The sequence below is a fragment of the Oceanobacillus sp. FSL K6-0251 genome (assembly GCF_038004725.1).
Lineage (GTDB): Bacteria > Bacillota > Bacilli > Bacillales > Amphibacillaceae > Oceanobacillus > Oceanobacillus oncorhynchi.
In genome coordinates, this window is the sequence record NZ_JBBORS010000001.1 from 4,606,737 (window position 1) to 4,628,840 (window position 22,104).

20 protein-coding genes and 1 pseudogene are annotated in these 22,104 nt (G+C 38.9%); 4 read left to right on the forward strand and 17 right to left on the reverse strand.

Features of this window, described 5'->3' with window-relative positions:
* Positions 1–113: 113 nt before the first annotated feature.
* From MKY45_RS22370 to MKY45_RS22395, 6 genes are read right to left on the reverse strand one after another with little or no spacing between them, the layout of a single operon-like run.
* Positions 114–812, reverse strand: a complete 699-nt coding sequence (locus tag MKY45_RS22370; protein ID WP_052484852.1) for a GntR family transcriptional regulator — start codon at positions 810–812, stop codon at positions 114–116.
* 16 nt (positions 813–828) lie between these two features.
* On the reverse strand, positions 829–2,112 hold the full coding sequence (locus MKY45_RS22375) for a TRAP transporter large permease (protein ID WP_042528923.1): 1,284 nt from the start codon (positions 2,110–2,112) through the stop codon (positions 829–831).
* Positions 2,109–2,567 carry a TRAP transporter small permease gene (locus MKY45_RS22380; RefSeq protein ID WP_341173419.1) on the reverse strand — a complete coding sequence of 153 codons (459 nt, stop codon included), beginning with the start codon at positions 2,565–2,567 and terminating at the stop codon, positions 2,109–2,111. Before MKY45_RS22380 ends, MKY45_RS22375 begins: the two co-directional genes overlap by 4 nt.
* A 15-nt stretch (positions 2,568–2,582) precedes the next feature.
* Entirely contained in the window at positions 2,583–3,563 is a 981-nt protein-coding gene (locus MKY45_RS22385) for a DctP family TRAP transporter solute-binding subunit (RefSeq protein WP_341173420.1), read from the reverse strand.
* A 21-nt stretch (positions 3,564–3,584) separates the two neighbouring features.
* Positions 3,585–4,382, reverse strand: coding sequence for a carbon-nitrogen family hydrolase (locus MKY45_RS22390; protein WP_319022543.1), 798 nt, complete (start codon positions 4,380–4,382; stop codon positions 3,585–3,587).
* The gene (locus MKY45_RS22395) at positions 4,382–5,011 is read right to left on the reverse strand and encodes a DUF2848 family protein (protein WP_042528917.1); all 630 of its coding nucleotides are present in this window, start codon (positions 5,009–5,011) and stop codon (positions 4,382–4,384) included. Before MKY45_RS22395 ends, MKY45_RS22390 begins: the two co-directional genes overlap by 1 nt.
* Before the next feature lie 267 nt (positions 5,012–5,278).
* Here MKY45_RS22395 and MKY45_RS22400 point away from each other — a divergent pair, with 267 nt between their 5' ends.
* The gene (locus tag MKY45_RS22400) at positions 5,279–6,880 is read left to right on the forward strand and encodes an FMN-binding glutamate synthase family protein (protein WP_042528916.1); all 1,602 of its coding nucleotides are present in this window, start codon (positions 5,279–5,281) and stop codon (positions 6,878–6,880) included.
* A gap of 225 nt (positions 6,881–7,105) precedes the next feature.
* Here MKY45_RS22400 and MKY45_RS22405 read toward each other — a convergent pair whose 3' ends face one another.
* Positions 7,106–8,185 (reverse strand): tartrate dehydrogenase, encoded by a 1,080-nt coding sequence (locus tag MKY45_RS22405; RefSeq protein WP_341173421.1) that lies wholly within the window; start codon positions 8,183–8,185, stop codon positions 7,106–7,108.
* A 292-nt stretch (positions 8,186–8,477) separates the two neighbouring features.
* On the opposite strand from MKY45_RS22405, the gene MKY45_RS22410 reads away from it, so the two are divergent.
* Complete coding sequence (locus tag MKY45_RS22410) at positions 8,478–9,392, forward strand: carbohydrate kinase family protein (protein ID WP_042528912.1); 915 nt, start codon at positions 8,478–8,480, stop codon at positions 9,390–9,392.
* Between the two features lie 103 nt (positions 9,393–9,495).
* Here MKY45_RS22410 and MKY45_RS22415 read toward each other — a convergent pair whose 3' ends face one another.
* The 3 genes and pseudogenes from MKY45_RS22415 to MKY45_RS22425 all read right to left on the reverse strand — a co-directional run.
* The gene (locus tag MKY45_RS22415) at positions 9,496–10,185 is read right to left on the reverse strand and encodes a copper homeostasis protein CutC (protein WP_212929280.1); all 690 of its coding nucleotides are present in this window, start codon (positions 10,183–10,185) and stop codon (positions 9,496–9,498) included.
* 437 nt (positions 10,186–10,622) lie between these two features.
* Positions 10,623–11,417 (reverse strand): phosphonoacetaldehyde hydrolase, encoded by a 795-nt coding sequence (phnX, locus tag MKY45_RS22420; protein WP_341173422.1) that lies wholly within the window; start codon positions 11,415–11,417, stop codon positions 10,623–10,625.
* Positions 11,414–11,635 (reverse strand): annotated as a pseudogene (locus MKY45_RS22425) (2-aminoethylphosphonate--pyruvate transaminase); the annotation flags it as partial. The pseudogene MKY45_RS22425 and the gene phnX, both read right to left, overlap by 4 nt.
* Before the next feature lie 20 nt (positions 11,636–11,655).
* Between MKY45_RS22425 and MKY45_RS22430 the strand changes: the two are divergent.
* Positions 11,656–12,207: a DeoR/GlpR family DNA-binding transcription regulator gene (locus tag MKY45_RS22430; protein WP_341173423.1), complete on the forward strand. Its 552-nt coding sequence runs from the start codon at positions 11,656–11,658 to the stop codon at positions 12,205–12,207.
* 63 nt (positions 12,208–12,270) lie between these two features.
* On the opposite strand, the gene MKY45_RS22435 is transcribed toward MKY45_RS22430, so the two are convergent.
* The 6 genes from MKY45_RS22435 to MKY45_RS22460 form a co-directional block, all read right to left on the reverse strand.
* Positions 12,271–12,810 (reverse strand): hypothetical protein, encoded by a 540-nt coding sequence (locus tag MKY45_RS22435; protein WP_341173424.1) that lies wholly within the window; start codon positions 12,808–12,810, stop codon positions 12,271–12,273.
* Positions 12,811–13,122: 312 nt separating this feature from the next.
* The gene (locus MKY45_RS22440; RefSeq protein ID WP_445667645.1) at positions 13,123–15,519 is read right to left on the reverse strand and encodes a penicillin acylase family protein; all 2,397 of its coding nucleotides are present in this window, start codon (positions 15,517–15,519) and stop codon (positions 13,123–13,125) included.
* Positions 15,516–15,782, reverse strand: coding sequence for a hypothetical protein (locus MKY45_RS22445; protein WP_341173426.1), 267 nt, complete (start codon positions 15,780–15,782; stop codon positions 15,516–15,518). Before MKY45_RS22445 ends, MKY45_RS22440 begins: the two co-directional genes overlap by 4 nt.
* A complete protein-coding gene (locus MKY45_RS22450; RefSeq protein ID WP_341173427.1) occupies positions 15,772–16,695 on the reverse strand; it encodes an RsiV family protein in 924 nt (307 codons plus the stop codon). Before MKY45_RS22450 ends, MKY45_RS22445 begins: the two co-directional genes overlap by 11 nt.
* A gap of 235 nt (positions 16,696–16,930) precedes the next feature.
* The gene (locus tag MKY45_RS22455) at positions 16,931–18,256 is read right to left on the reverse strand and encodes a 6-phospho-alpha-glucosidase (protein WP_341173428.1); all 1,326 of its coding nucleotides are present in this window, start codon (positions 18,254–18,256) and stop codon (positions 16,931–16,933) included.
* Between the two features lie 24 nt (positions 18,257–18,280).
* Entirely contained in the window at positions 18,281–19,870 is a 1,590-nt protein-coding gene (locus tag MKY45_RS22460; RefSeq protein WP_212929286.1) for an alpha-glucoside-specific PTS transporter subunit IIBC, read from the reverse strand.
* A gap of 152 nt (positions 19,871–20,022) precedes the next feature.
* Between MKY45_RS22460 and MKY45_RS22465 the strand changes: the two genes are divergently transcribed.
* A complete protein-coding gene (locus MKY45_RS22465; RefSeq protein WP_042528886.1) occupies positions 20,023–20,781 on the forward strand; it encodes a MurR/RpiR family transcriptional regulator in 759 nt (252 codons plus the stop codon).
* A gap of 108 nt (positions 20,782–20,889) precedes the next feature.
* Here the strand turns inward: MKY45_RS22465 and MKY45_RS22470 are convergent, their stop codons facing one another.
* Positions 20,890–21,885 (reverse strand): zinc-dependent alcohol dehydrogenase family protein, encoded by a 996-nt coding sequence (locus tag MKY45_RS22470; RefSeq protein ID WP_341173429.1) that lies wholly within the window; start codon positions 21,883–21,885, stop codon positions 20,890–20,892.
* Positions 21,886–22,104 lie beyond the last annotated feature (219 nt).

Consider the following 22,104-nt stretch of genomic DNA (forward strand, 5'->3'; position numbering starts at 1 on the left):
GTGAGAGGATAATATATTACGTAAGAACAAGGAGAACAACTCATGGATGAATTGTCTCCTTGTTTTTTGTAATTTCATTTAAAAATCCACTGCAAAATGAGACTGTCATCCATTCAACAGTTCTTATCTTCATGCTGAAAATCAGTCTCTTTGTTCTGAACATCTGTATACATATTTTTTGTTCTAGATAAATGATAACGAATAGCATTTTCTACGATTTCTTTATCTTTTTGTTCCAGCCCCTTAATAATTTGATTATGTTCTTGTATTACTTCTTCCATCCGTCCTTTTTTTCGAATTGCTTGCGATCCAATTAATATAGTTAAATTATGAAATACATCATAGGATTTAAGAAAAATATTGTAGTCAGCTATTAAAAACATTTGCCGATGGAATTCTTTATCCAGCTTCATAAACCCATAACTGTCTCCAGATTCAGCAAGTTCTTTTTGCTGCTCAACAATAGATTTTAATTTAATTATATTTTTATCCGTTATATTATTAAAAATAGGCGATATAATCTCCGTTTCGATAACTTCTCTTAAAAGGAATATTTGCTGAACTTCTTTTTCTGTATGAGTTCGCACTTTATAACCTTTTCTTGGTTTAAATTCTATTAAGTCTTCATTCACTAAATCTAACATCGCTTCTCTCAAAGGAGTTCTAGAAACTTCTAGTTTTTTAGCCAGTGTTTGTTCCGTGATATAGTCAGTAGAAGGAAAATTATTATTTAAAATAATATCTTTCAAGTTATTGTATATGATATCTTTTAATGTTTTCGTTTTTATTCCTTTTAATTGAAAGTCTTCCATGTTCAATCCCTCCAAGCTATTTACTTAGCATTTCTACTGGTGCCATAATCAGTGATGGTAAATACGTAACAACTAATAATACTACTATTAGTATAGCAACTTGTGGGAATAGATGCTTGAACATTGTAGGAACTTTCTGCTTCGCAATGGATGAAACTACAAATAAGCAAACGCCTAAAGGCGGTGTAACCATACCTATTGTTAAGTTTACTGCCAAAATAATTCCAAAGTGAACCGGGTCTATACCTGCATTTAATGCCATTGGCAAAAATAACGGTGTAAAAATCGTAACCGCACTAACCGTATCAATAAATGTACCTGCAATAAGCAAGATAATATTAACTATTAATAACAATAGCACTGGATTATCTGCTGCAAATCCTAATATATTTATTAGTTGGTTTGGAATACTTTCAAAATTGATATACCAAATAAAAATAGATGCAGACCCAATTAGAAAGATAATTCCGGTTGTCGTCGCCGCAGCATTTTTAAGTATGTCCAGAAAATCCTTAATATTGATTTCCTTATATACAAATATTCCAATAATAAGAGCATATACTACTGCAACCACTCCTGATTCTGTCGCTGTAAATATACCAGAGATAATACCACCTATAATAATAATAGGCATAAGTAAAGCAAGAATTGCGTCTTTAAAGTATTTAAGAAAAGTTTTTAAATCTGTTTTATTATCTTTTATAACATAATTGTTTTTCTTTCCAATATAAATACTATATATAATTAACCCTGCAGCCATCAATATTCCAGGTAAAACTCCAGCGATAAATAAATCACTTATCGATGTACTTGCCATTACCCCATATAATATTAGAACAATACTAGGCGGTATAATAGGCCCTATCGTGGAAGCACTGGCAATAAGAGACGTTGTAAATCCCTTGTCATAGCCTTCCTTAAGCATTGTTGGAATTAACATTCCCCCAATGGCGGCGGCTGCAGCTATTGCAGTACCCGTTAACGCTGCAAAAAATACGCTACTGATAATAACAACCAACGCTAGCCCACCAGGTATCGGACCAACTATTACCTTTGAAAAATTCACAAGTCGCTGCGATATGCCGCCTTTAGCCATAATCTCGCCGGCTAGAATAAACAACGGTATTGCTACCAGTGTAAAACTATTTATACCACTAAATAGATTTCTTGGAACATTCGAAAGGAGGCTTATATCATTTAGTCCTATACCAATTATTGAGATAAAACCCATCGCAAAAACAATAGGAACTCTTAGTACTATCAGTAAAAACATTAAAATGATCAATATTATCCAAGTCATATATTAAACAGCCTCCTTATATAAAAATAAACCATGAAGGCAGAGGAAACAGGAATTGCTAAATATAAATATGCTCTTTGGATTGGTATTAACCCTAAAGTTTGCCCTGAAGCAAAGTTCTGATTAACCAGCTCCATTCCAAAATAAATAAACACACATAGAACAATATTTGCTACAATACATTCAAGAATTTTTAGTATCTTATCTTTTTTTGCACTCATATTATCAAATAAATCTACGACAAGATGCTCCTTCCGATAAACCAGGAATGCTGCTCCAGCAAAGATACTATACACAAAAAAGACCATTAGAAGTTCTTGTGCCCAGGGTAATGGGATTTGAAATACATACCGAGATACGACTTGTAGAAAAGTAATTATGACAGTCATTAAAAGACTAACTGTCATAATTACTTCCATTACTTTAGCTAAAAGGTAATCTACTTTTTTTAACATATCATCACTACCTTCTTACTTAGAATCAATAAGACTTTGAATTATCTCTTCAGGAACTTCGTTAGAAACAGCATCCTTTACATCGATCGTTGCTTCGGTGAACGCTTCTCTATCCGGCTCTGTTACAGTTACTCCCTGTTCCTCTAACATAGATAAAATTTCATCTTCTTTTTCATCGAGAGCATTACGCTGATATTCTTTCGCTTGATTAAAAGCCTCTTCGACAGCTGTTTTTTCTTCATCACTTAACTCATCATAAAAGCTGCTGCTCATTAAAGTAACAGCTGGTGTATAAGTATGCCCTGTCAGCGAAACATATTGCTGTACTTCATAAAGATTCATGGAATCAATCGTAGCTAACGGGTTTTCTTGACCATCTACTACCCCTTGGTCTAAAGCAGAATACAATTCATTGAAATCTACTGGTGTCGGACTCCCGCCTAATGCTGCAATATGGTCTTCCCATACAGCAGCTGGCTGTACTCTAATTTTCATACCGTTGACATCTTCTGGATTGACAATTTCTGTAGAGCTATTTGTTAGATGACGAAAACCTACTTCCCAGTAACCTAACCCTTTCATCCCTTTATCTTCTGCCAAATCTAATAACTGCTGTCCTGCATCTCCATCTAATGCATTATATACATGATCTTTATCCTCAAAAATATATGGAATCCCAAAAACGTTCATCTCCGGAATGGTATTAGAAAGATTACTATCTGCTGCAACCGTTGTCATTTCAATAGACCCTGTACTTACTTGCTCAATTACATCTCCTTCAGAACCAAGCGAAGCATTCGAATGAATTTCAACTGTAAAATTAACGTTTTCATTACCTTCAAGCTCTTCTTTAAATTTTTCAGCAGCAATATGATACTGATGACTTTCTGAACCAGAGTGTGCTAGCTTAATAACTCTATTTTCACCACCAGCATCACCACTCCCACAACCTGCAAGAATGAACAACAGCACTAAAATGAAAATTACTTTTTTCACAAAAAACAGCTCCTTTTCAAGCTAATTAAATTTATAGTAATTTGTTCTGCGACTTTCAAAAATAGGTATTTCTTTTCTTATTCTATTTATATATTCCATATCTAATTGCTCCAATAATACTTCTTCTTCATTACTTGTTGCTTGTTTCATAATTTCGCCAAATGGATTAATTATGATAGATTTTCCTGCAAACTCAGTACCTGTCGGCTGTTTTCCAATAATATTCGAAGCAACAATGTAACACTGGTTTTCAATTGCCCTTGCTTGCAATAACGTTAACCAATGAGCCGTTCTCTCTATCGGCCATTCAGCAACAACAAAAATAATCTTAGCTCCATCTAAAGCTAAATCTCTAAATAGCTCCGGAAAACGCAAGTCATAGCATATAACGGCCCCCATTTTTTCTCCATCTAACTCAAATACCTCTGCTTTGTTCTTACCACCTACTAGATATTTGGGTTCATTCAACATAGGGACTAAATGAATCTTAGAGTATTCGTGGATGAATTCCCCGTCTCGGTTAACAACAAAAGAGGTGTTTAATACTCCTTCTCCCTTTGTGTTCGCTACAGATCCAGCAACAATATTTACACTATATTTTTTGGCAAGCCTTTGAATAACCCCCTTAATCGGTTCAAGGTTGTCCATAGCAAGCTTTTGTATATTTTCTAAATCATAGCCTGTCGTCCACATTTCCGGTAAAACAACTGTATCAATATCATTTAAATCTGTGTTTAGAAATACCTTCTCCACGTGTTCTATATTTGCTTCAACGTCTCCAAACTCAACTTCAAATTGTAAAACTGCTATTTTCATCATTACACCTTCAATTTTTCTACTTTATATTCTAATTCAATTGTCTTATCCATCTTTTCACTGTAAATACCACATCTAAAACCATCTCCATAGATAAAACCATTTAGAAGTGGAACCGTGCCACAGTAAACAACATAGTTTTGACTTTCTATATCATTTCTTTTTAAAAAGTCCATTATTTGTTCAAAAGGTATAATAGAAGAAACTTTATCATGCTGGTACTTGACCCAGTTACCTTCAGATAATACTTCAGAATATAGAACTAAATCGTCCCATTCATCCTGAACATCTTCAAAGTCCCACTTTTCACCAGCAATTGGTTTTGCACATACTTGTTTAGATTTATGAATCGATACCGTTTCTAAACCTCTATCCGTATGGTCACTTCCAACTGTTACAAATAAATTTCCTTCCTTATCACATATAAGGACTATTTCTACTTCACCGCTTGTTTGATTACCAATAACACTGATTGCTCCACTGTTATCAATCAAGTAATCGCTTAAATGATATAACTCCGGCACTGATTTAGGTTCCGGGACCCCTATTTTCTTTAACTCTTCAACATGCTCCCAAGTTTTCTTTTTATCTCTGCCTGCATACCCAATACAATAGAACTGTTTTTTACTCATAAGTACTTTTACCACCTCTTTAATGTATTATGCATACATTATAATTTATAAAATATTTATTGTAAAGGCTTACAGAGATATATTTTTTCAATTCAATCTTAAATATTGGATGTTATCTTCATGCTTTCTATAAATAAATTTCCAAAAATCAATAAAAGTTTTTTTAAAAGTGTAACCATTTTCAAAACGGGTATGTATATCTTATAGGCACATATCAAGTTTTACATATACAGTTTGATACTTTGATGTGAAAGGAGATATTTGAAAATGGAATTTTCTGCACTTACTTTTATTTTGATAGCATTGAGTATTCTGGTGATAGCTATTATTGTTATCCCGCTGGGACTGTTCAGCTACATATATTGGAAGGACAGGAGGCAGTCACAACATGCCATTCTACGTAACTATCCGCTGCTTGGTAAAATAAGATATACCGCAGAAAAAGCTGGTCCCGAGCTGAGACAATACTTATTTGATGCAGATACTGCCGGGAAACCATTTTCCCGCGATGATTATCGTGATGTGGTAATTCCAGCAAAATATCAGAAAAATATGATTGGTTTTGGTTCCCGCCGTGATTTTGAGAAAGCGGACTTTTATGTAAAAAATGCGATGTTTCCTAAACAGCAAGAAGAACTGGAGGCAGATAATACAAGAATCATTGATTCCAAAGTTTATGAAGTGAAAGAGGATAATTTGCTGAGCCGGAAAGAAAAATTAAAGGACCAAAGGATTCAGCCATGGCTTTTAAATGATGAACATGCAGTCGTTATTGGTCCTTCCTGCAGGCAGCCCTTCTGCGTAAAAGGGCTGGTCGGGATGTCTGCAATGAGCTACGGAGCGTTGGGAGAGAATGCAATTACCGCTCTGTCCAAGGGGATTGGCATGGCAGGCGGTTCCTGGATGAACACGGGAGAAGGAGGGCTCTCCGATTACCATTTAGCGGGAGATACTGACATCATAGCCCAAATTGGCCCCGGTCTTTTTGGCGTCCGTACAAAATCAGGTGCTTTTAACTGGGATTTATTGAAAGAAAAAAGCGAAATCCCACAGGTCAAAGCCTTTGAACTAAAGCTTGCACAAGGCGCAAAAACTCGCGGTGGGCATGTCGATGCAGAGAAAGTAACAGAAGAAATCGCTTCTATACGAAATGTCGCTCCTTACCAAGAAATTGACAGTCCAAACCGTTTTAACGAGTTCGGTGACGTTCCATCCATGTTCTCTTTTATCGAACAGATTCGGAATCATACTGGTCTTCCAGTCGGCATTAAATTGGTCATTGGTAGCCCCCATGATTTAGAAGAGGTTGCCAGTTATATGAAGGAAACTGGTGCCGGCCCGGATTTCATTACTGTAGATGGCTCCGAAGGCGGAACAGGGGCAACCTTCCAAGAGCTTGCTGATAGCGTTGGACTCCCTATAAAATCAGCAGTCACCATCGCTAATCAGACGTTAAAAAAATATGGCGTTCGCGACCGCGTTACACTGATTGCATCAGGAAAACTTTTTACAGCTGATCGAATCGCTGTCATCCTCGGAATGGGCGCGGACCTTGTCCAGATTGCTCGTGCATTTATGATTACAGTCGGCTGCATTATGGCACAAATTTGTCATACAAACCGTTGTCCCGTGGGTGTAGCAACAACCGATCCTAAGCTGCAGAAAGCTCTCGTCGTGGATGAAAAAGCTTATCGGGCTTTGAATTATCTGGTCACCCTTCGTGAAAGCCTGTTCCGTATTTCCGCGGCGGCAGGCGTCACTACTCCGACGGACATTCGTGCATCACATATTCAATATAAGGATGAATATCAGCGGGTATGGTCGCTGGATGAATTAATTGATAAAGAAAGCTTCTCTGTGACTTTATAGTCCCAATCGAACTGCCTGCTCCATGTGCTGTTTAAAATAAATAAAAAGAAGCTCACAGCTGAAATAATAATTTTCCGTGAGCTTCTTTTTATTTATGCTTAACCATTTCTTTAACTCTATTGCAAAATAAACACACCATCGTCCATTCATGTGAAGCTAGGCAGACCTCATCTTAAGCAACTTCTTCATACGTAATCAGATAGCGATTTACCCTTATTAAACCAGTTACTTATGATGCAGCTTCCCCGCTATTTTCTCAACAAAATAATCTCCAACTTCTGAAGTACTATGCTTTCCTCCTAAATCTGGTGTGAGCACTTTCTTTTCATCAATTATTTCTTTTATCGTTTCAACAACGACACTTCCCCATTCTTCCTCACCAAAATGCTCTAACATTTGAGCAACCGACCAAATAGCTGCAATAGGATTAGCAATCCCTTGCCCGGCGATATCAGGTGCTGAACCATGAACCGGCTCAAACATGGAAGGATAATTTCTTTCCGGATTTACATTCGCCCCTGTCGCTAGCCCCATCCCGCCAGTAATTGCAGCGCCGATATCTGTCAAGATATCTCCAAACAGATTGGAGGTTACTACAATTTCAAAACGTTCCGGCTGCATAACAAAAAACATACTTGCCGCGTCGACTAAATAGGATTCTGTTTTGACATCTGGATATTCCTTCCCTACTTCTTCAAATACTTCATCCCAGAAAACCATCGAATAGTTCAAGGCATTCGCTTTACTGATACTTGTCAGTAATTTTTGTTGCTTACGTGCTTCCTCGAAGGCATATCGGATAATCCGTTCTGTCCCTTTCCGGGAAAAAACACCGGTTTGCAAAACAACCTCTTCTTTTTTCCCTTTAAATAACCAATCCCCGGCGCCAGCATATTCCCCTTCACTATTTTCCCGGATAACAAGGAAATCAATATCTTTCTCTGATTTATTTTTAATTGGTGTCAGTTCTTCATTTAATAACCGCACGGGGCGCAGATTCACATATTGATCAAAGCCCTTACGAATTTTCAATAGTAAATCCCAAAGTGAAATGTGATCAGGAACCCCAGGATAGCCTACAGCTCCGAGATAAATCGCATCAAATTCTTTCAATTGCTCTATCCCATCATCCGCCATCATTTTTTGATGTTCTATGTAGTACTCACATCCCCAAGGAAAACGTTCAAATTCAAAAGAAAGTGTATTATCCAGCTTCTCGATGGCCTGCAGCACTTTTACACCCTCTGCTACAACTTCCGGTCCTATTCCATCTCCTGGAACAAGCGCTATTTTCCATTTTTTCATTAAAAACCCTCCACCCTATCGTTAATCTATTCATTTTATCTTGACCTGGCTTTTTCCAAGGAAAAAACCTGTTTTTCATTCCTTCACTTCTCAAAAAAGTTATATAGTTATTATACCACCCAAGGATGCGTTTACATAATAAAGATAAGATAATCCTTGTTTCTCTGACCACACATTCTCTGAACGATGATAGAATATATAGATAAATAGATATCAGCTTTTTTATTTGTTGTAAGATGACATACAAAAGGAATTGCCATCAGATATCGTCTTATATAATGGAGGGGATAAAATGAGTATTCTATGTATCGGTCAAGCTGTTTATGATATAACTTTTCCTATCGACAAGCCGATTGTTGAAAATCAAAAATACCGCATTCCGGAACGAATAGAATGTATGGGAGGCCCGGCTGCAAACGCGGCTTATTTGTGCGCACTCTGGGGAAGTAAAACATCTCTTATCAGCAGGATTGGAAATGACTTATTTGGAAAGAAAATTCTAGAACAATTAGAAAATACCGGAGTCGATACCACCTCTTTAAAAGTAGATGATCAGCTGGCTACCAGCATCAGCTCCATTATAGTTAACCAAGAAAATGGACATCGAACCATTCTAAATACTCCCTTACCTCTCGAAAATTATGAGCCGGATTGGTCAGTCCATTCGCCCGATGTGATTCTTATGGACGGCTATGAAAAAGCATGCGCTCTTCAAGCATTTCAAAAGTATCCAAAAGCTATTACGTTAATGGATGCCGGAACGTTTAAGCCGGAGCTTTTAGATATTATTGAAGCTGTTGATTATCTTGTCTGTTCGAAGGATTTCGCCTATCAATATTCTGGAATAACGATTGATATGAGTCATAAAGAGACCTGGCGGGATACTTTTTCAAAACTGGAGAAAATCAACCCAAATACCATTGTGATAACCTTAGGAAGCGATGGGTCTATTTATAAAAAGGAAGATACAATCTATCACATTCCTGCCTTTCATGCAGACACAATGGATACTACTGGCGCAGGGGATATATTCCACGGTGCTTTTGCTTATTGCTTAGAGAATCATTTTTCGCTAAAAGATACGGTACGGATTGCTTCGCTGACAGCATCGATTTCTGTTGAAACCCTTGGCGGACAACTCTCCATCCCGAGTTTGGAAAGCGTGAGAAACAGAAGAGATGAGTTAGGTTTGGAGATGGATATCTAATCGCCTTCTATTGGATATTTTAAAAACGGTTAAGACAGGATATGAACTGCCTTAACCGTTTTTATTTCATGATGCATGCAGCTTCAACCAAGCTTGCTGATGATTACTTGCTTAACGCTTTCCGGATCCTCGCTATCTTTCCTTGATCCATCCCTTCTTCAAATGACTGATTATATCTGACACCACTGCCAAAATGATATTCCTTTGCTTGAATCACCTCATGCAGGGAGGCTATATTCTCTGCTCCCAGACCGCTTCCCGGCAAAATATTCGGACCCTGTAACGCGTTCTGTAATTGAACCAGCTCATGCAGCATATCCTTTCCGCCAGTACAATCCGCTGCACCGCCAGAAGTTAGGATTCGCTTAATATTTTTTCGATAAGGTACCAGTGTCCGGTAAGCTTCTATTTGATTGCGAGTATCATCAAAAGCACGATGAAACGTCACATCCAAATCAGGGAATTGGCTGCATAAATCATCTAAAAAGACAGTATCTATTGTTTTATGTTCTGTCAGCGCACCAATTACAATCCGCTTATACCCCATCTCATAGAGTAAAGAAATATCCTTTTTCATTGCCAATTTATCTTCTGCACGATACATAAATCCATAAGGATGCGGTCTAATCATTACTTGAACAGGTATTTCTACGCTGTTCATTACGTGGTGGACCGTTCCATAAGAAGGTGTCAGGCCGCCTAATTCAATAGCCGAAACCAGCTCTAATCTTGTGACACCAAGCTTTTCAGCTTCTTTTGCATCTGCTGCATGTTGAACGATACATTCTATCATGTTAGAGGTCCTTTCTGTGTTTTGTTTTGGGTTTATGCGGGTCGTCAATTCTAAAGCATCACCCTCCATTATCTTTAACTGCTTCCGTCTTCTGATATCGGTTTAATCAGATTTGATAAATATTTTGCTTTTATAAACGACGTTAACGCGCATTCATCCGCTTTTCTAAATTCATGTTACAGTCCCACCTTGCTGGTCTGATTATAACACGGCTGAGAATGGGAGCGTGTTGTAAAAGCTTCTTAATTATTTTTGCCGAATATGAAATAAGTTATATTTATTTCTTGAAATGATAATTATCAATAGCGGGGCAAAAAGTCCGTTGTCCCTTTGAAAAGAGATATATAAATAGCCGTGTTCCATACTTTGAGAAAAGTAAAACACAGCCATTTTAAAATTTATATTCTATTTAAAAAAATCACAAACCTAAAGCATATTCATTCCATAAACCGCCGTTCAATCTCCCCAATAACCCCAGGCAGCTCACCAATAGTCCGGATCGTAAAATCAGCCCCGCGCTCTATAAAGGTATTCTCTACCCGAGCAATCCATTCCTCCTGCTCCGCTTCAGATAACGCGTCAAATTCTTCTTCACTTAGCCCCATTTCTGAGCTGCCGACAACAACCGCAACAGCCCAAACACCAGCATTTAACGCCTCATCGATATCCGGAATCGTATCTCCCACTTTGACGACATGACCAGCTGCTGTTAATTTCAATGCTTCCATATTTCGGTAAATCATATATGGATTTGGTCTTCCCATTCCGCTTGTCCCGTCTGCTGTCATATAAAAGTCTGGATGATATCCCTTTTTCTCTGCTTCTGGAGCAACAACATCCATCATTTTTTGCGTATAGCCAGAGGTAGAGCCGATTTTTAGGCCTTGACTTCTTAACTGTTCTATCGTTTCCAGTACCTCTGGTTTCGGATCTGTGTACATTGCTAATGTTTCTAAGAGAGCAGCTTCAAAACCAACATATAAGTTCTCTACATCTTGTTCGGTGAATTCCTGGCCGTACTTTTCATTCCATAATGCTGTAATTCTCGGCATAGATAGCATCGTCCGAATATGATCAATCTTTGTTAATCCCATTGGTTCTCTCGCCTCTTCTATGGTAACTTCAATGCCCGCATTTTCAAAAACTGTTACAAATGCGTGTACCGGTGCAAAACAGCCAAAATCAATCGTTGTCCCTGCCCAATCAAATATAATGCCTTCTACTTTTTTCATTTTACCACTGCTCCCATATATTGTTGGATGACATTGCATAATCTTTTTATATCCTCTTCATAGACTTCTCCGATATTGCCTACCCGGAATGTATTTATTTCTGTCAACTTGCCTGGATAAAGTACAAAGCCTCTTTCCTTCACATAATGATAAAAGTCTGCAAATTCAAATGTATCGTTTGGAAATAGAAATGTCGTAATAATTGGTGACTGTCTCTCCCCCGGGCATGGAAGAGCGCATGATTACGCATTTAGATGAAAAGACAGCAATTGCAAAAACGTGTGAGGAACATATTGAGGACGGCGATTGTATTTATTTAGACAGCGGTTCGTCGACGTATCAAATTGCAAGATATATTAAAGAGAAACGAAACCTGACTGTCATTACAAACTCTGTCCCTGTCATACTTGAATTAATGAACAGCAATGTCGAGCTCATCGTTATTGGAGGAAAGGTCAGAAAGAACGAACGCTCTGTTGTCACCTATGATTATTTATTTAACTTTCACCAATTGAACATACAGAAGGCATTCATCTGTGCAAGCGGCATTACTATGGAAAAAGGAATTTCAGATTACAATGTGGAAGAAGCGCTTGCCCGTAAAAAGATTATTGATATTTCTCATGAAGTCTATGTTGCTTCGGACAGTTCAAAATTTGGAAGAAATGTAACGGTGAATATTGGCGGACTGGATGAGGTTGATTATGTTGTGACGGATCAGAAAGTGAGAGAAGAGGTGATAAGGGGATTTGACGAGGTTAAGACAGAGTTGATTATTTCTAAGGAATAACTGAAAGCACCTATCAGCATGAAACGTCCAAATGCAATTTGATAGGTGCTTTTCCCCTGACTACTATTCTAATTCTCCAATCTCAGCTAAACAAGAATCCAGCACATCCCTATCCAGACTCTCCCAATCAAATTGCTCCATCAGCGTTTTTTCAGAACTTCCCTTAACAGCATCCTCTATTAACATAACATCATCATCCCCTATAGAAAATCTGGCGACGATATTCGTTTCTGTAAATAGCGTTTCCTCCTGTTGTCCCCATTCCTCCTCCAGCAGAGAAACATCCAGAACTTGAAAAGGAAATTCTTCAAAAAGCATATCTATACCGTCCCTCTGTAGACATGCATTTAATAAATCCTTCATTTTATTATTCTGATTCAGCGGCTGCATATTCTCCCCCTCATCATTCCACTGCTCTGCTATAGACGACGTCATATTCTTAAGTGGAAGGATACCGTTTTTCTCTGTCAAAACCATATAAAAACTGCTCGATACTAAAATAAAGCTAATGAATAATAAACTTGCTGTGCCAGGTGTAATTGCCTCTTTTTTTACAAAAAATAACCTGCTGACTACGACTGATAAATAGATGATGAATGCCATTAATCCTGCTGTAAGCAAAAGGATCGGCCAAATATCTATTTTTCTCTCCTTTCTCCTCATAGAAGCATGAGGGGAGTACTTTTATAATTCGCATCGATTCACCCAATACAATTATACTATAATACAGGATAATTATTTCATTATTTTCATAATTAAAGCCTTTATAACCACAAAAAATTCACGGAACAAGGAGGATAAACCTAGAAACATATCTGTTTTTGATGATTTATCAACTAAAAAATAATGACTCCTCCGCACAGAAACAGCAAGCAGAGAGAGTCATTATTTTTCATCCTAATCGCTCATCCTATTTCATTCCTCTGGAGTCAACGTCAGCTCCAGACCCGAAGTCTCATCCAGCCTCGTCTCATGATAATTCCCTTCCACCCAGTCGCTCATTTGATTCTGATACCATTCACTCTTGAAATGACCATCCTGACCTGGACCGACAATATGATACCCGGCATGCATATCGTTCGTATCTATTACAAACCGCCAGGAAGCACCGTGATCGACCTCGCCTGTTTCGGAATGATAGCTGGCAGCCATGGGCGTCACGCCGCTTCCTCCAACGGGCAGAGCATCTTCACGATTAAAGAAAAACGCTAAAAATGGGCTGATGCCTGATAATGGGTGGTTAAATTGCACCTGATGATAATCACCCCATGTCCAGGCAGACATCTCTTCTCCATGTTCCTCCGTCAGTTTTTCTACAGTTGTTTTCAGCGAATTGGCCAACACTTCTTCCAATCCGCCGTTTTCTTCTATCCATATGGAATCCTCTCCATGAAAAGCTCTGCGCAGCAGATTTTCCGTTGCTTGGGATTGGGTGGAGAATAACCCCCGCATGGTGCCTGGTATTTCTTGACGGTAGATATGATTTTGAATTTCCCGCATCCAACGTTCAAAGATAAGCGGCTGCGGTGCGTCCTTATCCATAACAAAATCCCAGTCAGCCAATAATTGGACCGCATCCTGCTCTTGCTCTGTTAATGCTTCATCCACTAGGACGTCTTGAAATAAAGGAACAAATTCCCGTGCTCTTAAGTCAGTCTGGTCCATTTGCAAATCCTGCATTTCTTCTATGGTGAAATCATCCCCTGATTCCAGTACCTCCGCAATCCGCTCATAGCGATAAGGCTGTGCCCACACGTTACTGATATGATAAGGATAATCATCTGGAGCAACCTTATTATTAGCCGTTGCTATAAAACCCTTCTCCGGATTAACAACCGAAGGCAATTCATCGAATGGAATAAAGTCCTGCCACTCATTCTCCGCTTCCCAGCCATTCAGCGGCAGTAAAGCATCTTTCCCATCTTCATAAACAGGGATTTTGCCATTTGCTTTAAAGACAATCGTGCCATCATTCGATGCAAACACAAAATTCTGTGCGGGAACAAGAAACTTCTCCAGCCCTTCTTCAAATTCCTCCCAATCGGCAGCACGGTTCATCTCCATAATTGCCTCTAATTCGGTACTTGGATCCAATGCCGTCCATCTTAAAGAAAGCACGGTCTCCGCACCGGTATCTTCCGCAAATTCGGAAACAATGGGACCATGACGTGTTTCAGTCACTTCATAAGCAATGGTTTCTGCGTCTTTTACTTTGATGGGCTCTTCAATCATTACTACTTCTTCCCATTCATCCTCGTATAAAAATTCATTTGGATTATCAGGGTTGCGCTTTTCAATATATAACTGCTGTACATCTGGACCTGTATTGGTCACGCCCCAGGCTATCTGGTCATTATGACCAAGAATAATCCCCGGCACCCCGGCAAAAATAACACCGCCCACATTCAACCCGTCATGAGATTCTAAATGTATTTGCAGCCAAATCGACGGAGTAGCGAGCCCAAGATGTGGATCATCTGCCAATAGCGGCATGCCAGATGCTGTTTTATCTCCGCTGACCACCCAGTTATTACTGCCATTAAAAGGATGGGGGATTACCGCATTCTCAAAGCTCGCTGCAATATCCAGTTCATCCTCTTGGATGATTGTCGGCCTGTTTTCCGGATAAGCAGGGAATAATTCATATGCCTTTTCCGCGTCATATTTATTCAACAAATAATAATTAAAAGCCTGCTGCTCCCAGTGTCCGCCAAGATCAAACGCCATAAATTTTCCAATCGTTAACGAATCCACCGGCGTCCATTCTTCCGGTTCAAAGTCCATTAATGTGAACTCAATCGGCAGGCTGTTACTTTCCTTCGCTTCTTCCATATACGCATTTACTCCATCGGCAAAGGCTTCCAGAACTTCTATTGACTCATCCGTATACACTTCATACGATTCCTCCGCTGCTCTTCTTAATCCCAGCGTTCGGAAATACTTATCCTGATTGACCGCATCCTCCCCAACGACTTCACTCAACGTCCCCGATGCCTGCCTTCGAGAGAGCTCCATTTGAAACATTCGCCGATCTGCCTGAATATAGCCCTGTGCAATATATAAATCACGGGCGTTATCTGCTTGAATATGCGGAACCCCGTCTTCATCCGTTATCACCGTTACTTCCTTCTCAAGAATGGAAAGCTCCACCGTCCCCTCTGTGGTTGGCAGTGATTTATTTATGTATCCGTTTACAAACAAAGTAACAGCAAGACCCAGGACAACAATAAATCCTAATATACCGATTGATATTTTCTTTTTACTGAATCTTTTTTTCTTAGGTAATGTTTCGTAGACTTTCTTTCTCTTCACCAATTAATAAATCCCCCTTTGCAATGCACTGTTTCATGTCTCTCTTTAAAGAGAATCATAGCATGGTGGGTTAGGATGTCAAGACTGCTATAATCTGGAATAGATACAGCATGGTTTGTGTTGTATATAGATATGCTTGCTTTAGAAATAAATTCTCTTGAAAGATATACAAAAAGAGAACCAAACAAATTCACCTCTCCAACAAAGCTAACTGGCATTCTATTCTCCAGCCAATAGAATGCCAGTTTTTCATCAAAGTTCATTCAGTTCATCAAATGTTACCTCTACATCAAACACTCCGTAAGCATATGGTCCAAGCTCATAGTGCTCGTAATGAAAAATAATCGAATCTTCCGTTAGAATAAAGCGCTGAAAATTATCCCATTCCGGCTGTGTTGCCTCTTCCAGCATATCTAATTCCGGCCCCTCATTTTCCAGCTTATTATATATTAAATCACCAAGATTACTAAGCTGGGATTCATTTTTCACAAAATCTTGTATCGATAATTCCCTTTGGTTCTTTAAATCATAATTAAAAGGATATTGATACGTATATGGATGCGGCCCGCCAAAATCCATAACATGTCCAAACATAAAGGAGATATAATCATCCGTTACAGTCGGTTCCCAAAAATAAAGACTTTCTCCTCCTTCATACGAAATTTCTGCAAGCAGCTTCTCGTTTTCTTCAAATTCCGTCTCAAATTCTTCAAAATGCTTCTTGGCTTCCATCTCAATCGCTTTATCTGCTTCTTCTGTGCCAAACACGGGATATTCTGCAGAAATCTCAGCCCACTCCCCATGTTTTTCTACCCTTTCTATATCGTATTCTGTGGAAGTTGGTGATAGAAATGCTGCATCCTCCTGTTCTTCACCATTTGTTTCAGCTTCACCCGTTCCCGTCTCTATGTCGGCTTCTAGCGTTTTCTCATCTGTCATGTCTTCCTTTAATTCTTCGTCTGCATCTTGGCTTTTAACATCAGCTTTATTTCCCTCTGGTTCTTCTGCTTTTTGGTCTGCATCATTTGATACTTCTTCTTTTTCCGTCACTGTTTCACGTGAATCATCCGCTGCAGCTTCCTGCGTCTCCTTGCTGGCATGATTATTATTGCTGCTGCATCCAATCAGCCCAAAAATAAGTATAGCAAGCCCTAGAATAATACATTTTCTCTGCATTACTTTTTCTCTCCCCATATGATATATTGACTGTGGTTGAATTGAATATTCTGCTTTATTTAATAATACCTTTTATTTTACCATAACTAGACATACGTTCGGGCAGCAACTTTTTGGTGTATTGTAACTTTTCAATGATGAAAATGCGTACAGGCGAAAAAATTTAAAAGCCCGACAATACCACATAAAACAAGCAATAGGAGCGTCTCCACTCCTATTGCCTGTATGTCAGAAACTATTTCAACTCTGGCCAGAACGCTTTATTCGCTTCAATCAAATCATCTAAAATATCCTTCGCTACTTTGGCACTTGGCACGGTTTTAGATAAGGTGATTGCCTGCCATAATTTTTGGTAAGAACCCTCTTCAAACGCTTCTACTACTAATTTTTCTACGCCTACCTGCTGCTCCATCAGGCTTTTTTGGAATCTCGGAATCTCGCCGACAACCAGTTTTTCTGGACCATTGCTGCCAACGATACAAGGAACCTCTACCATTGCAGTTGGATCAAAGTTAACGATGGCTCCATTATTTTCTACAATCATCAGCATGCGCTCTTTTGTATTAAAGGCAATTGCTTTTGCCAAGTCAACGATGTAGGAAGCATGATCATCCGTTTCAAGCCTGGTATCCTCCGCACTTCCTTTGTCAATGATTGCCTGACATTCTCCGAATACAAACTTCTCACGGCCCTCCATCACTTCATTCGCACGTGTATGGTTCTTATCGGAATGTGCTACTTCATAATCAGGGTATAAATAATATTTTAAATACGTGTTAGGTACTGTTGCTGCGTCTAATGCTTGTACATCTTTCGCCTTTTTAAATGTACTGTTCCAGCTCGCTTCTTCTCCAGGGATATCCTGTCCGCCCATGGTATATCCATACTTGCTGACATGCTCTGTCACCTGAGGCATCAAGCTGTTTCCTTCTTTATCACGAATATCTGTCCACCAGCCAAAGTGATTCAGGCCATAATAGTTTACCTCCATCTCTTTACGAGAGGACAAACCTAAGCTTTTGGCAATTAATTCTTCAATCCCGATAGGCATATCACAAATATTTAAAATCTTAGAATTAGGTCTTAATTTGCGAGTCGCCTCGGCAACAATGGCAGCCGGATTAGAGTAGTTCAGCATCCAGGCATCTGGAGAGTACTTTTCCATATAATCGACCAGTTCCAATACTCCCGGAATCGAACGCATTCCATAAGCAATTCCGCCAGGGCCACATGTTTCCTGTCCTACCACTCCATGCTTCAATGGAATTTTCTCATCCTGTTCACGCATCGCATATTTGCCAACCCGGATATGAGCCATTACAAAATCAACATTGGTAAATGCCTCTTCTGGATTGGTACTAGCCAGCAAACTCACTTCCGCCGCACGTTCTTTTAATAAAATCTCACATGCATCTGCAATTGTTTTTTGTCTGTCTCCATCATTATCATAGAGTTTGATTGTATCAATCGGGAATTCATCCAGATAATCCAGCAGCATCAAAATAATCCCCGGTGTAAATGTACTTCCGCCTCCAGCAATCGTAATGTTAAATTTTTTCATTTTAAAACGCCTCCTGATATATTTTTAAAGTTTTGTTTCAAAGGAATCTCTCACTTGCGGTACACTCAAGCCTACAATGACCTGTATACTTTGGCCGCTTTGAGCTATTCCATGAGCCATCTGATTTTTGGTAAAGTAATCATTTCCTTTGACCAAGTCAGGATCCTTTACTGTGACACGCAGACGTGTTGCACAATTGGTGACATCTTTAATATTTTCTTTACCGCCAAGTCCTTCTAAATAATAGACCGCCTTCTCTTCATATTCAGAATCATATGTTGCAGCTGCAATTTCTTGATTATCAGTCTCTTCTTCTTTTTTAGCATTTTGATAATCCTGTTTTGTGTACAATTTAGCCTCCTCATCCGTTTTCCGACCTGGCAAGGCAATATCGAACTTCAAAATAATCCATCTGAATAGGACAAAGTACAGTGCTACAAAGATAAACCCGATAATCGCTTGGACTATATAAATCCCTCCATGATTAGAAGAGAGCGGAATCCAGTTCAACGCAGCTATCTCAATAAATCCAGAACCCATCATTCCAACAACACCAAACATGTTCATAATTGTAACCATGGTCGCTCCAAGAAGCGCATGAATCACAAATAGGTATGGTGCGATAAACAGGAATGTAAATTCAAGCGGTTCAGTAATACCTGCAAATACGGCTGTTAATGTGGCTGGCAATACAAGCGCAAGTACCTTCTTTCGGTTCGCTTTCGGTGTAGAATAGTACATTGCCAGCGCAATACCCAGACAGCCGAACATCTTAATATTTCCTTGCATTAAGAATCCATATGGATAAAGATCCTTTAATGCTGCAGTTGAATTGGCAAACTCATTTAAATGCGTAATCCAATATGGTTTTAACCCTTCATTGACAGCTGCCGGCCCATATTCAAACGGCGTATAGATAAAATGATGCAGCCCTGTTGGAATTAAAACACGTTCCAGGAAATGAAACAGCCAAACACCGATATAGCCTGCCTGTGTAATGAACCCCTGTAAGGAACCAATCCCCTGCTGAACATACGGCCATACAAATGCAATAAGGAAAGCAAACGGAATCATAACGAAAAATCCAATAATGGTAACGAATACAAGTCCCTGGAAAATACCCAGCATGTCAGGTAGTTTCTTATCATAAAAACGATTATGAATCCAAATCACGATACCAGATATGGCAATGGCTCCAATGATATTTGTATCTAATGTCGGAATACCGGCAATCTCTTTCACACCTGTTAAATTTTCAACGCCCTGGGATAAATCAACACCAAACGTTGATGGCCAAAGTGTCAGAATCGCATTGATATAATTATTAAAAACAAGATAAACCATCAATGCCGCAAGTGTTGCACGTGCTTGCGCTTTCTTTGCAAGTGAAATCGGCAAACCAATCACAAAAGCCAATTCCATGTGATCAAAAATCGTCCACCCGCCACTTTCAATAATGGTCCAGATGTTATACCACATTGTTCCTTCTTCAGCGATACCTCCCATAATAGCGGGATTTTTAAATAATGTTGCCAGTCCGACAACAATACCGAAGAACGCAAATAAAAGAACGGGAACAATCATTGCACTGCCAAATCGCTTGATTGCATTCATGAACAAAAACTCCTTTGTTTTAATCTCCTAATTCAAATATATAGGGAGCGCTTTCAAATTCCAATAGGTTTGACGCATTCAGAAATAACGTAGTAACATTAGATTATATTTTCATAGAATGAAAACATTTTCATTACAAGGAGATGAATCAAATGATTCTGGATAAATTGGTGAATGAATACTATGAGGACTTGAATGAGAATGATTTGCATATCATTAATACCATTCACAACCATATTGATGAAATGAAAGCAATGAAAATTCAGGACTTGGCAGATTATGCCCATACCTCTATCTCTTCCATTCATCGGCTGGCTAGAAAAATTGGTCTAGACGGCTACAGCGATTTGAAAGCGTATATTAAATTAAATATTTACACTGAAGATACTTCCAAGGATTTAATGGAATTGCTGAACCAGGATATACAACAGACCATGAAATATATGGAACAGTTAAATTTCCACAAATTAAATGAGTTGATCGACGAAGCAAGTTTTATTTATATTTATGGTACGGGGACGGCTCAGCAGGATATAGCCAATAACGTACAAAGACAGTTATGGTCTCTCCATAAGAAGTCTCTCATATTGCGAAGTGAACGAGACTTAACAGATGGCATTGATGAATTTGGGGAAGAGGACCTTATATTTATTATTTCTCTATCTGGAGAATCGAAAAATCTGGACGAAATCATCCATATGTTCAAAACAAGAAATATTAAATATATCAGCGTGACGACATTGCGAAATAATTTCCTGGCACAAAATGCCATGTTTAATATCTATGTAAACAGTACACCGTTTTATTTATATAACAAGGTAGACAACTCCAGCTTTTTGCCCTTTCATATTGTTTTTGATATTATTGTCCGGAAATTTAGTGAGTGGAAGATGGAGCAGCAAGAGGAATAATCAGTTATTAAAAAACGCAAAGAAAAGCCTCTCAGCTGCCTCAATAATTCAGGGGAAAATGAAAGGCTTTGTCATAAATAGAAATTAGTTTTTAAAGTAATAAATGGATTACAGCTTTACAATAGCCTTCGTAATCCCGTAATCCCCATAATTCCCTAAAACAGCTGGTACTTCCTCTAAACGCAGCGTATGTGAAATCAGCGGTGTAACCTGCACTTTTTGTTGATTTAACAAGGAAACAGCTTCTTCTACTGTAAAAGGATTGATAAAGGAACCGGCCATTTTTAACTCTTTGCTGAACACATCAAAAGCAGGGAACTCAACAAGCGTTTCTGGTGACGGCACTCCAAAAAGAAGTACCTCACCGCCTTTTCCAGTTTTATGGATACCTGCCTCTATGGTCTGTTTTTTGCCGATACATTCAATCACGAGGTCATACTCTGCCGCTACATCATCTGTCGATTGAAATAGATGGTCCGCACCCAACTCACTCAGCTGCGCATGTTTATTTACATCAATTTCACAGACGTCGACTTTAGCTGGATTCTTTAGCTGGACAGTCTGTAAAAATAAAGATCCAATAAACCCTCCGCCAATAATCAATACCTTCGTACGCGCCTGAATCTCGCTGATTTGATGAAATCCATGAAGTACACAGCTTAATGGTTCTGCCAAAGCGCCAACTTCCAAAGGCAGCTCTTTATCTAAAAGATGACAAGCAGTCTCTGGAACAGCACAAAATTGTTCCATCCCGCCATTTCGCGTTACCCCAACAGCAGAGAGGTCTTCGCATAGCTGTACCCTCCCTTGGCGGCAATACGTACATTTACCACAATAAATATTTGGATCCACAGCAATACGGTCTCCCACTTTTAAGCCGGAGATAGATGCACCTATCTCAACAACTTCTCCGGAAAATTCATGCCCTAAAACAATCGGAGGTGTGATTTCAGCGGAACCTGGTTCCCCATGAAAAATATGTACATCTGTCCCGCAGATTCCGCAATATTTCACTTCAATCAATACTTCTTCAGGCTGAAGCACTGGTTTTTCAATTTCTTGAATAGCCATATCCTCTTTTTCTTTCAACAATAAAGCTTTCATACATACACGCTCCTTTTGATTCTAATTCTCATCGCATTTTTTAATGTGGAACATACAGGTTTTAATAATAAGCTTCTAAAGATTTTCTCTTCCAGCTAGTGTAATGAACCAGCTCAGTTCGAAACTATTATTTCAAAATATGAAAGCAATTACAACAGCTGCCTGTTTTTCTTAAAGACAGGCATGCACATAAAATGCTTGATGATAAAATAAAAGACC

Excerpts from the sequence above, each read along its gene's own strand:
- MKY45_RS22370 (WP_052484852.1), bottom strand. The coding sequence starts at position 812 with ATGGAAGACTTTCAATTAAAAGGAATAAAAACGAAAACATTAAAAGAT.
- MKY45_RS22460 (WP_212929286.1), bottom strand. The coding sequence starts at position 19,870 with ATGAATGCAATCAAGCGATTTGGCAGTGCAATGATTGTTCCCGTTCTT.
- MKY45_RS22450 (WP_341173427.1), bottom strand. The coding sequence starts at position 16,695 with ATGCAGAGAAAATGTATTATTCTAGGGCTTGCTATACTTATTTTTGGG.
- MKY45_RS22445 (WP_341173426.1), bottom strand. The coding sequence starts at position 15,782 with ATGAACTTTGATGAAAAACTGGCATTCTATTGGCTGGAGAATAGAATG.
- MKY45_RS22435 (WP_341173424.1), bottom strand. The coding sequence starts at position 12,810 with ATGGCATTCATCATCTATTTATCAGTCGTAGTCAGCAGGTTATTTTTT.
- MKY45_RS22395 (WP_042528917.1), bottom strand. The coding sequence starts at position 5,011 with ATGAGTAAAAAACAGTTCTATTGTATTGGGTATGCAGGCAGAGATAAA.
- phnX (WP_341173422.1), bottom strand. The coding sequence starts at position 11,417 with ATGAAAAAAGTAGAAGGCATTATATTTGATTGGGCAGGGACAACGATT.
- MKY45_RS22470 (WP_341173429.1), bottom strand. The coding sequence starts at position 21,885 with ATGAAAGCTTTATTGTTGAAAGAAAAAGAGGATATGGCTATTCAAGAA.
- MKY45_RS22375 (WP_042528923.1), bottom strand. The coding sequence starts at position 2,112 with ATGACTTGGATAATATTGATCATTTTAATGTTTTTACTGATAGTACTA.
- MKY45_RS22405 (WP_341173421.1), bottom strand. The coding sequence starts at position 8,185 with ATGAAAAAATGGAAAATAGCGCTTGTTCCAGGAGATGGAATAGGACCG.
- MKY45_RS22465 (WP_042528886.1), top strand. The coding sequence starts at position 20,023 with ATGATTCTGGATAAATTGGTGAATGAATACTATGAGGACTTGAATGAG.
- MKY45_RS22390 (WP_319022543.1), bottom strand. The coding sequence starts at position 4,382 with ATGATGAAAATAGCAGTTTTACAATTTGAAGTTGAGTTTGGAGACGTT.
- MKY45_RS22380 (WP_341173419.1), bottom strand. The coding sequence starts at position 2,567 with ATGTTAAAAAAAGTAGATTACCTTTTAGCTAAAGTAATGGAAGTAATT.
- MKY45_RS22415 (WP_212929280.1), bottom strand. The coding sequence starts at position 10,185 with ATGATAGAATGTATCGTTCAACATGCAGCAGATGCAAAAGAAGCTGAA.
- MKY45_RS22410 (WP_042528912.1), top strand. The coding sequence starts at position 8,478 with ATGAGTATTCTATGTATCGGTCAAGCTGTTTATGATATAACTTTTCCT.
- MKY45_RS22455 (WP_341173428.1), bottom strand. The coding sequence starts at position 18,256 with ATGAAAAAATTTAACATTACGATTGCTGGAGGCGGAAGTACATTTACA.
- MKY45_RS22430 (WP_341173423.1), top strand. The coding sequence starts at position 11,656 with ATGATTACGCATTTAGATGAAAAGACAGCAATTGCAAAAACGTGTGAG.
- MKY45_RS22400 (WP_042528916.1), top strand. The coding sequence starts at position 5,279 with ATGGAATTTTCTGCACTTACTTTTATTTTGATAGCATTGAGTATTCTG.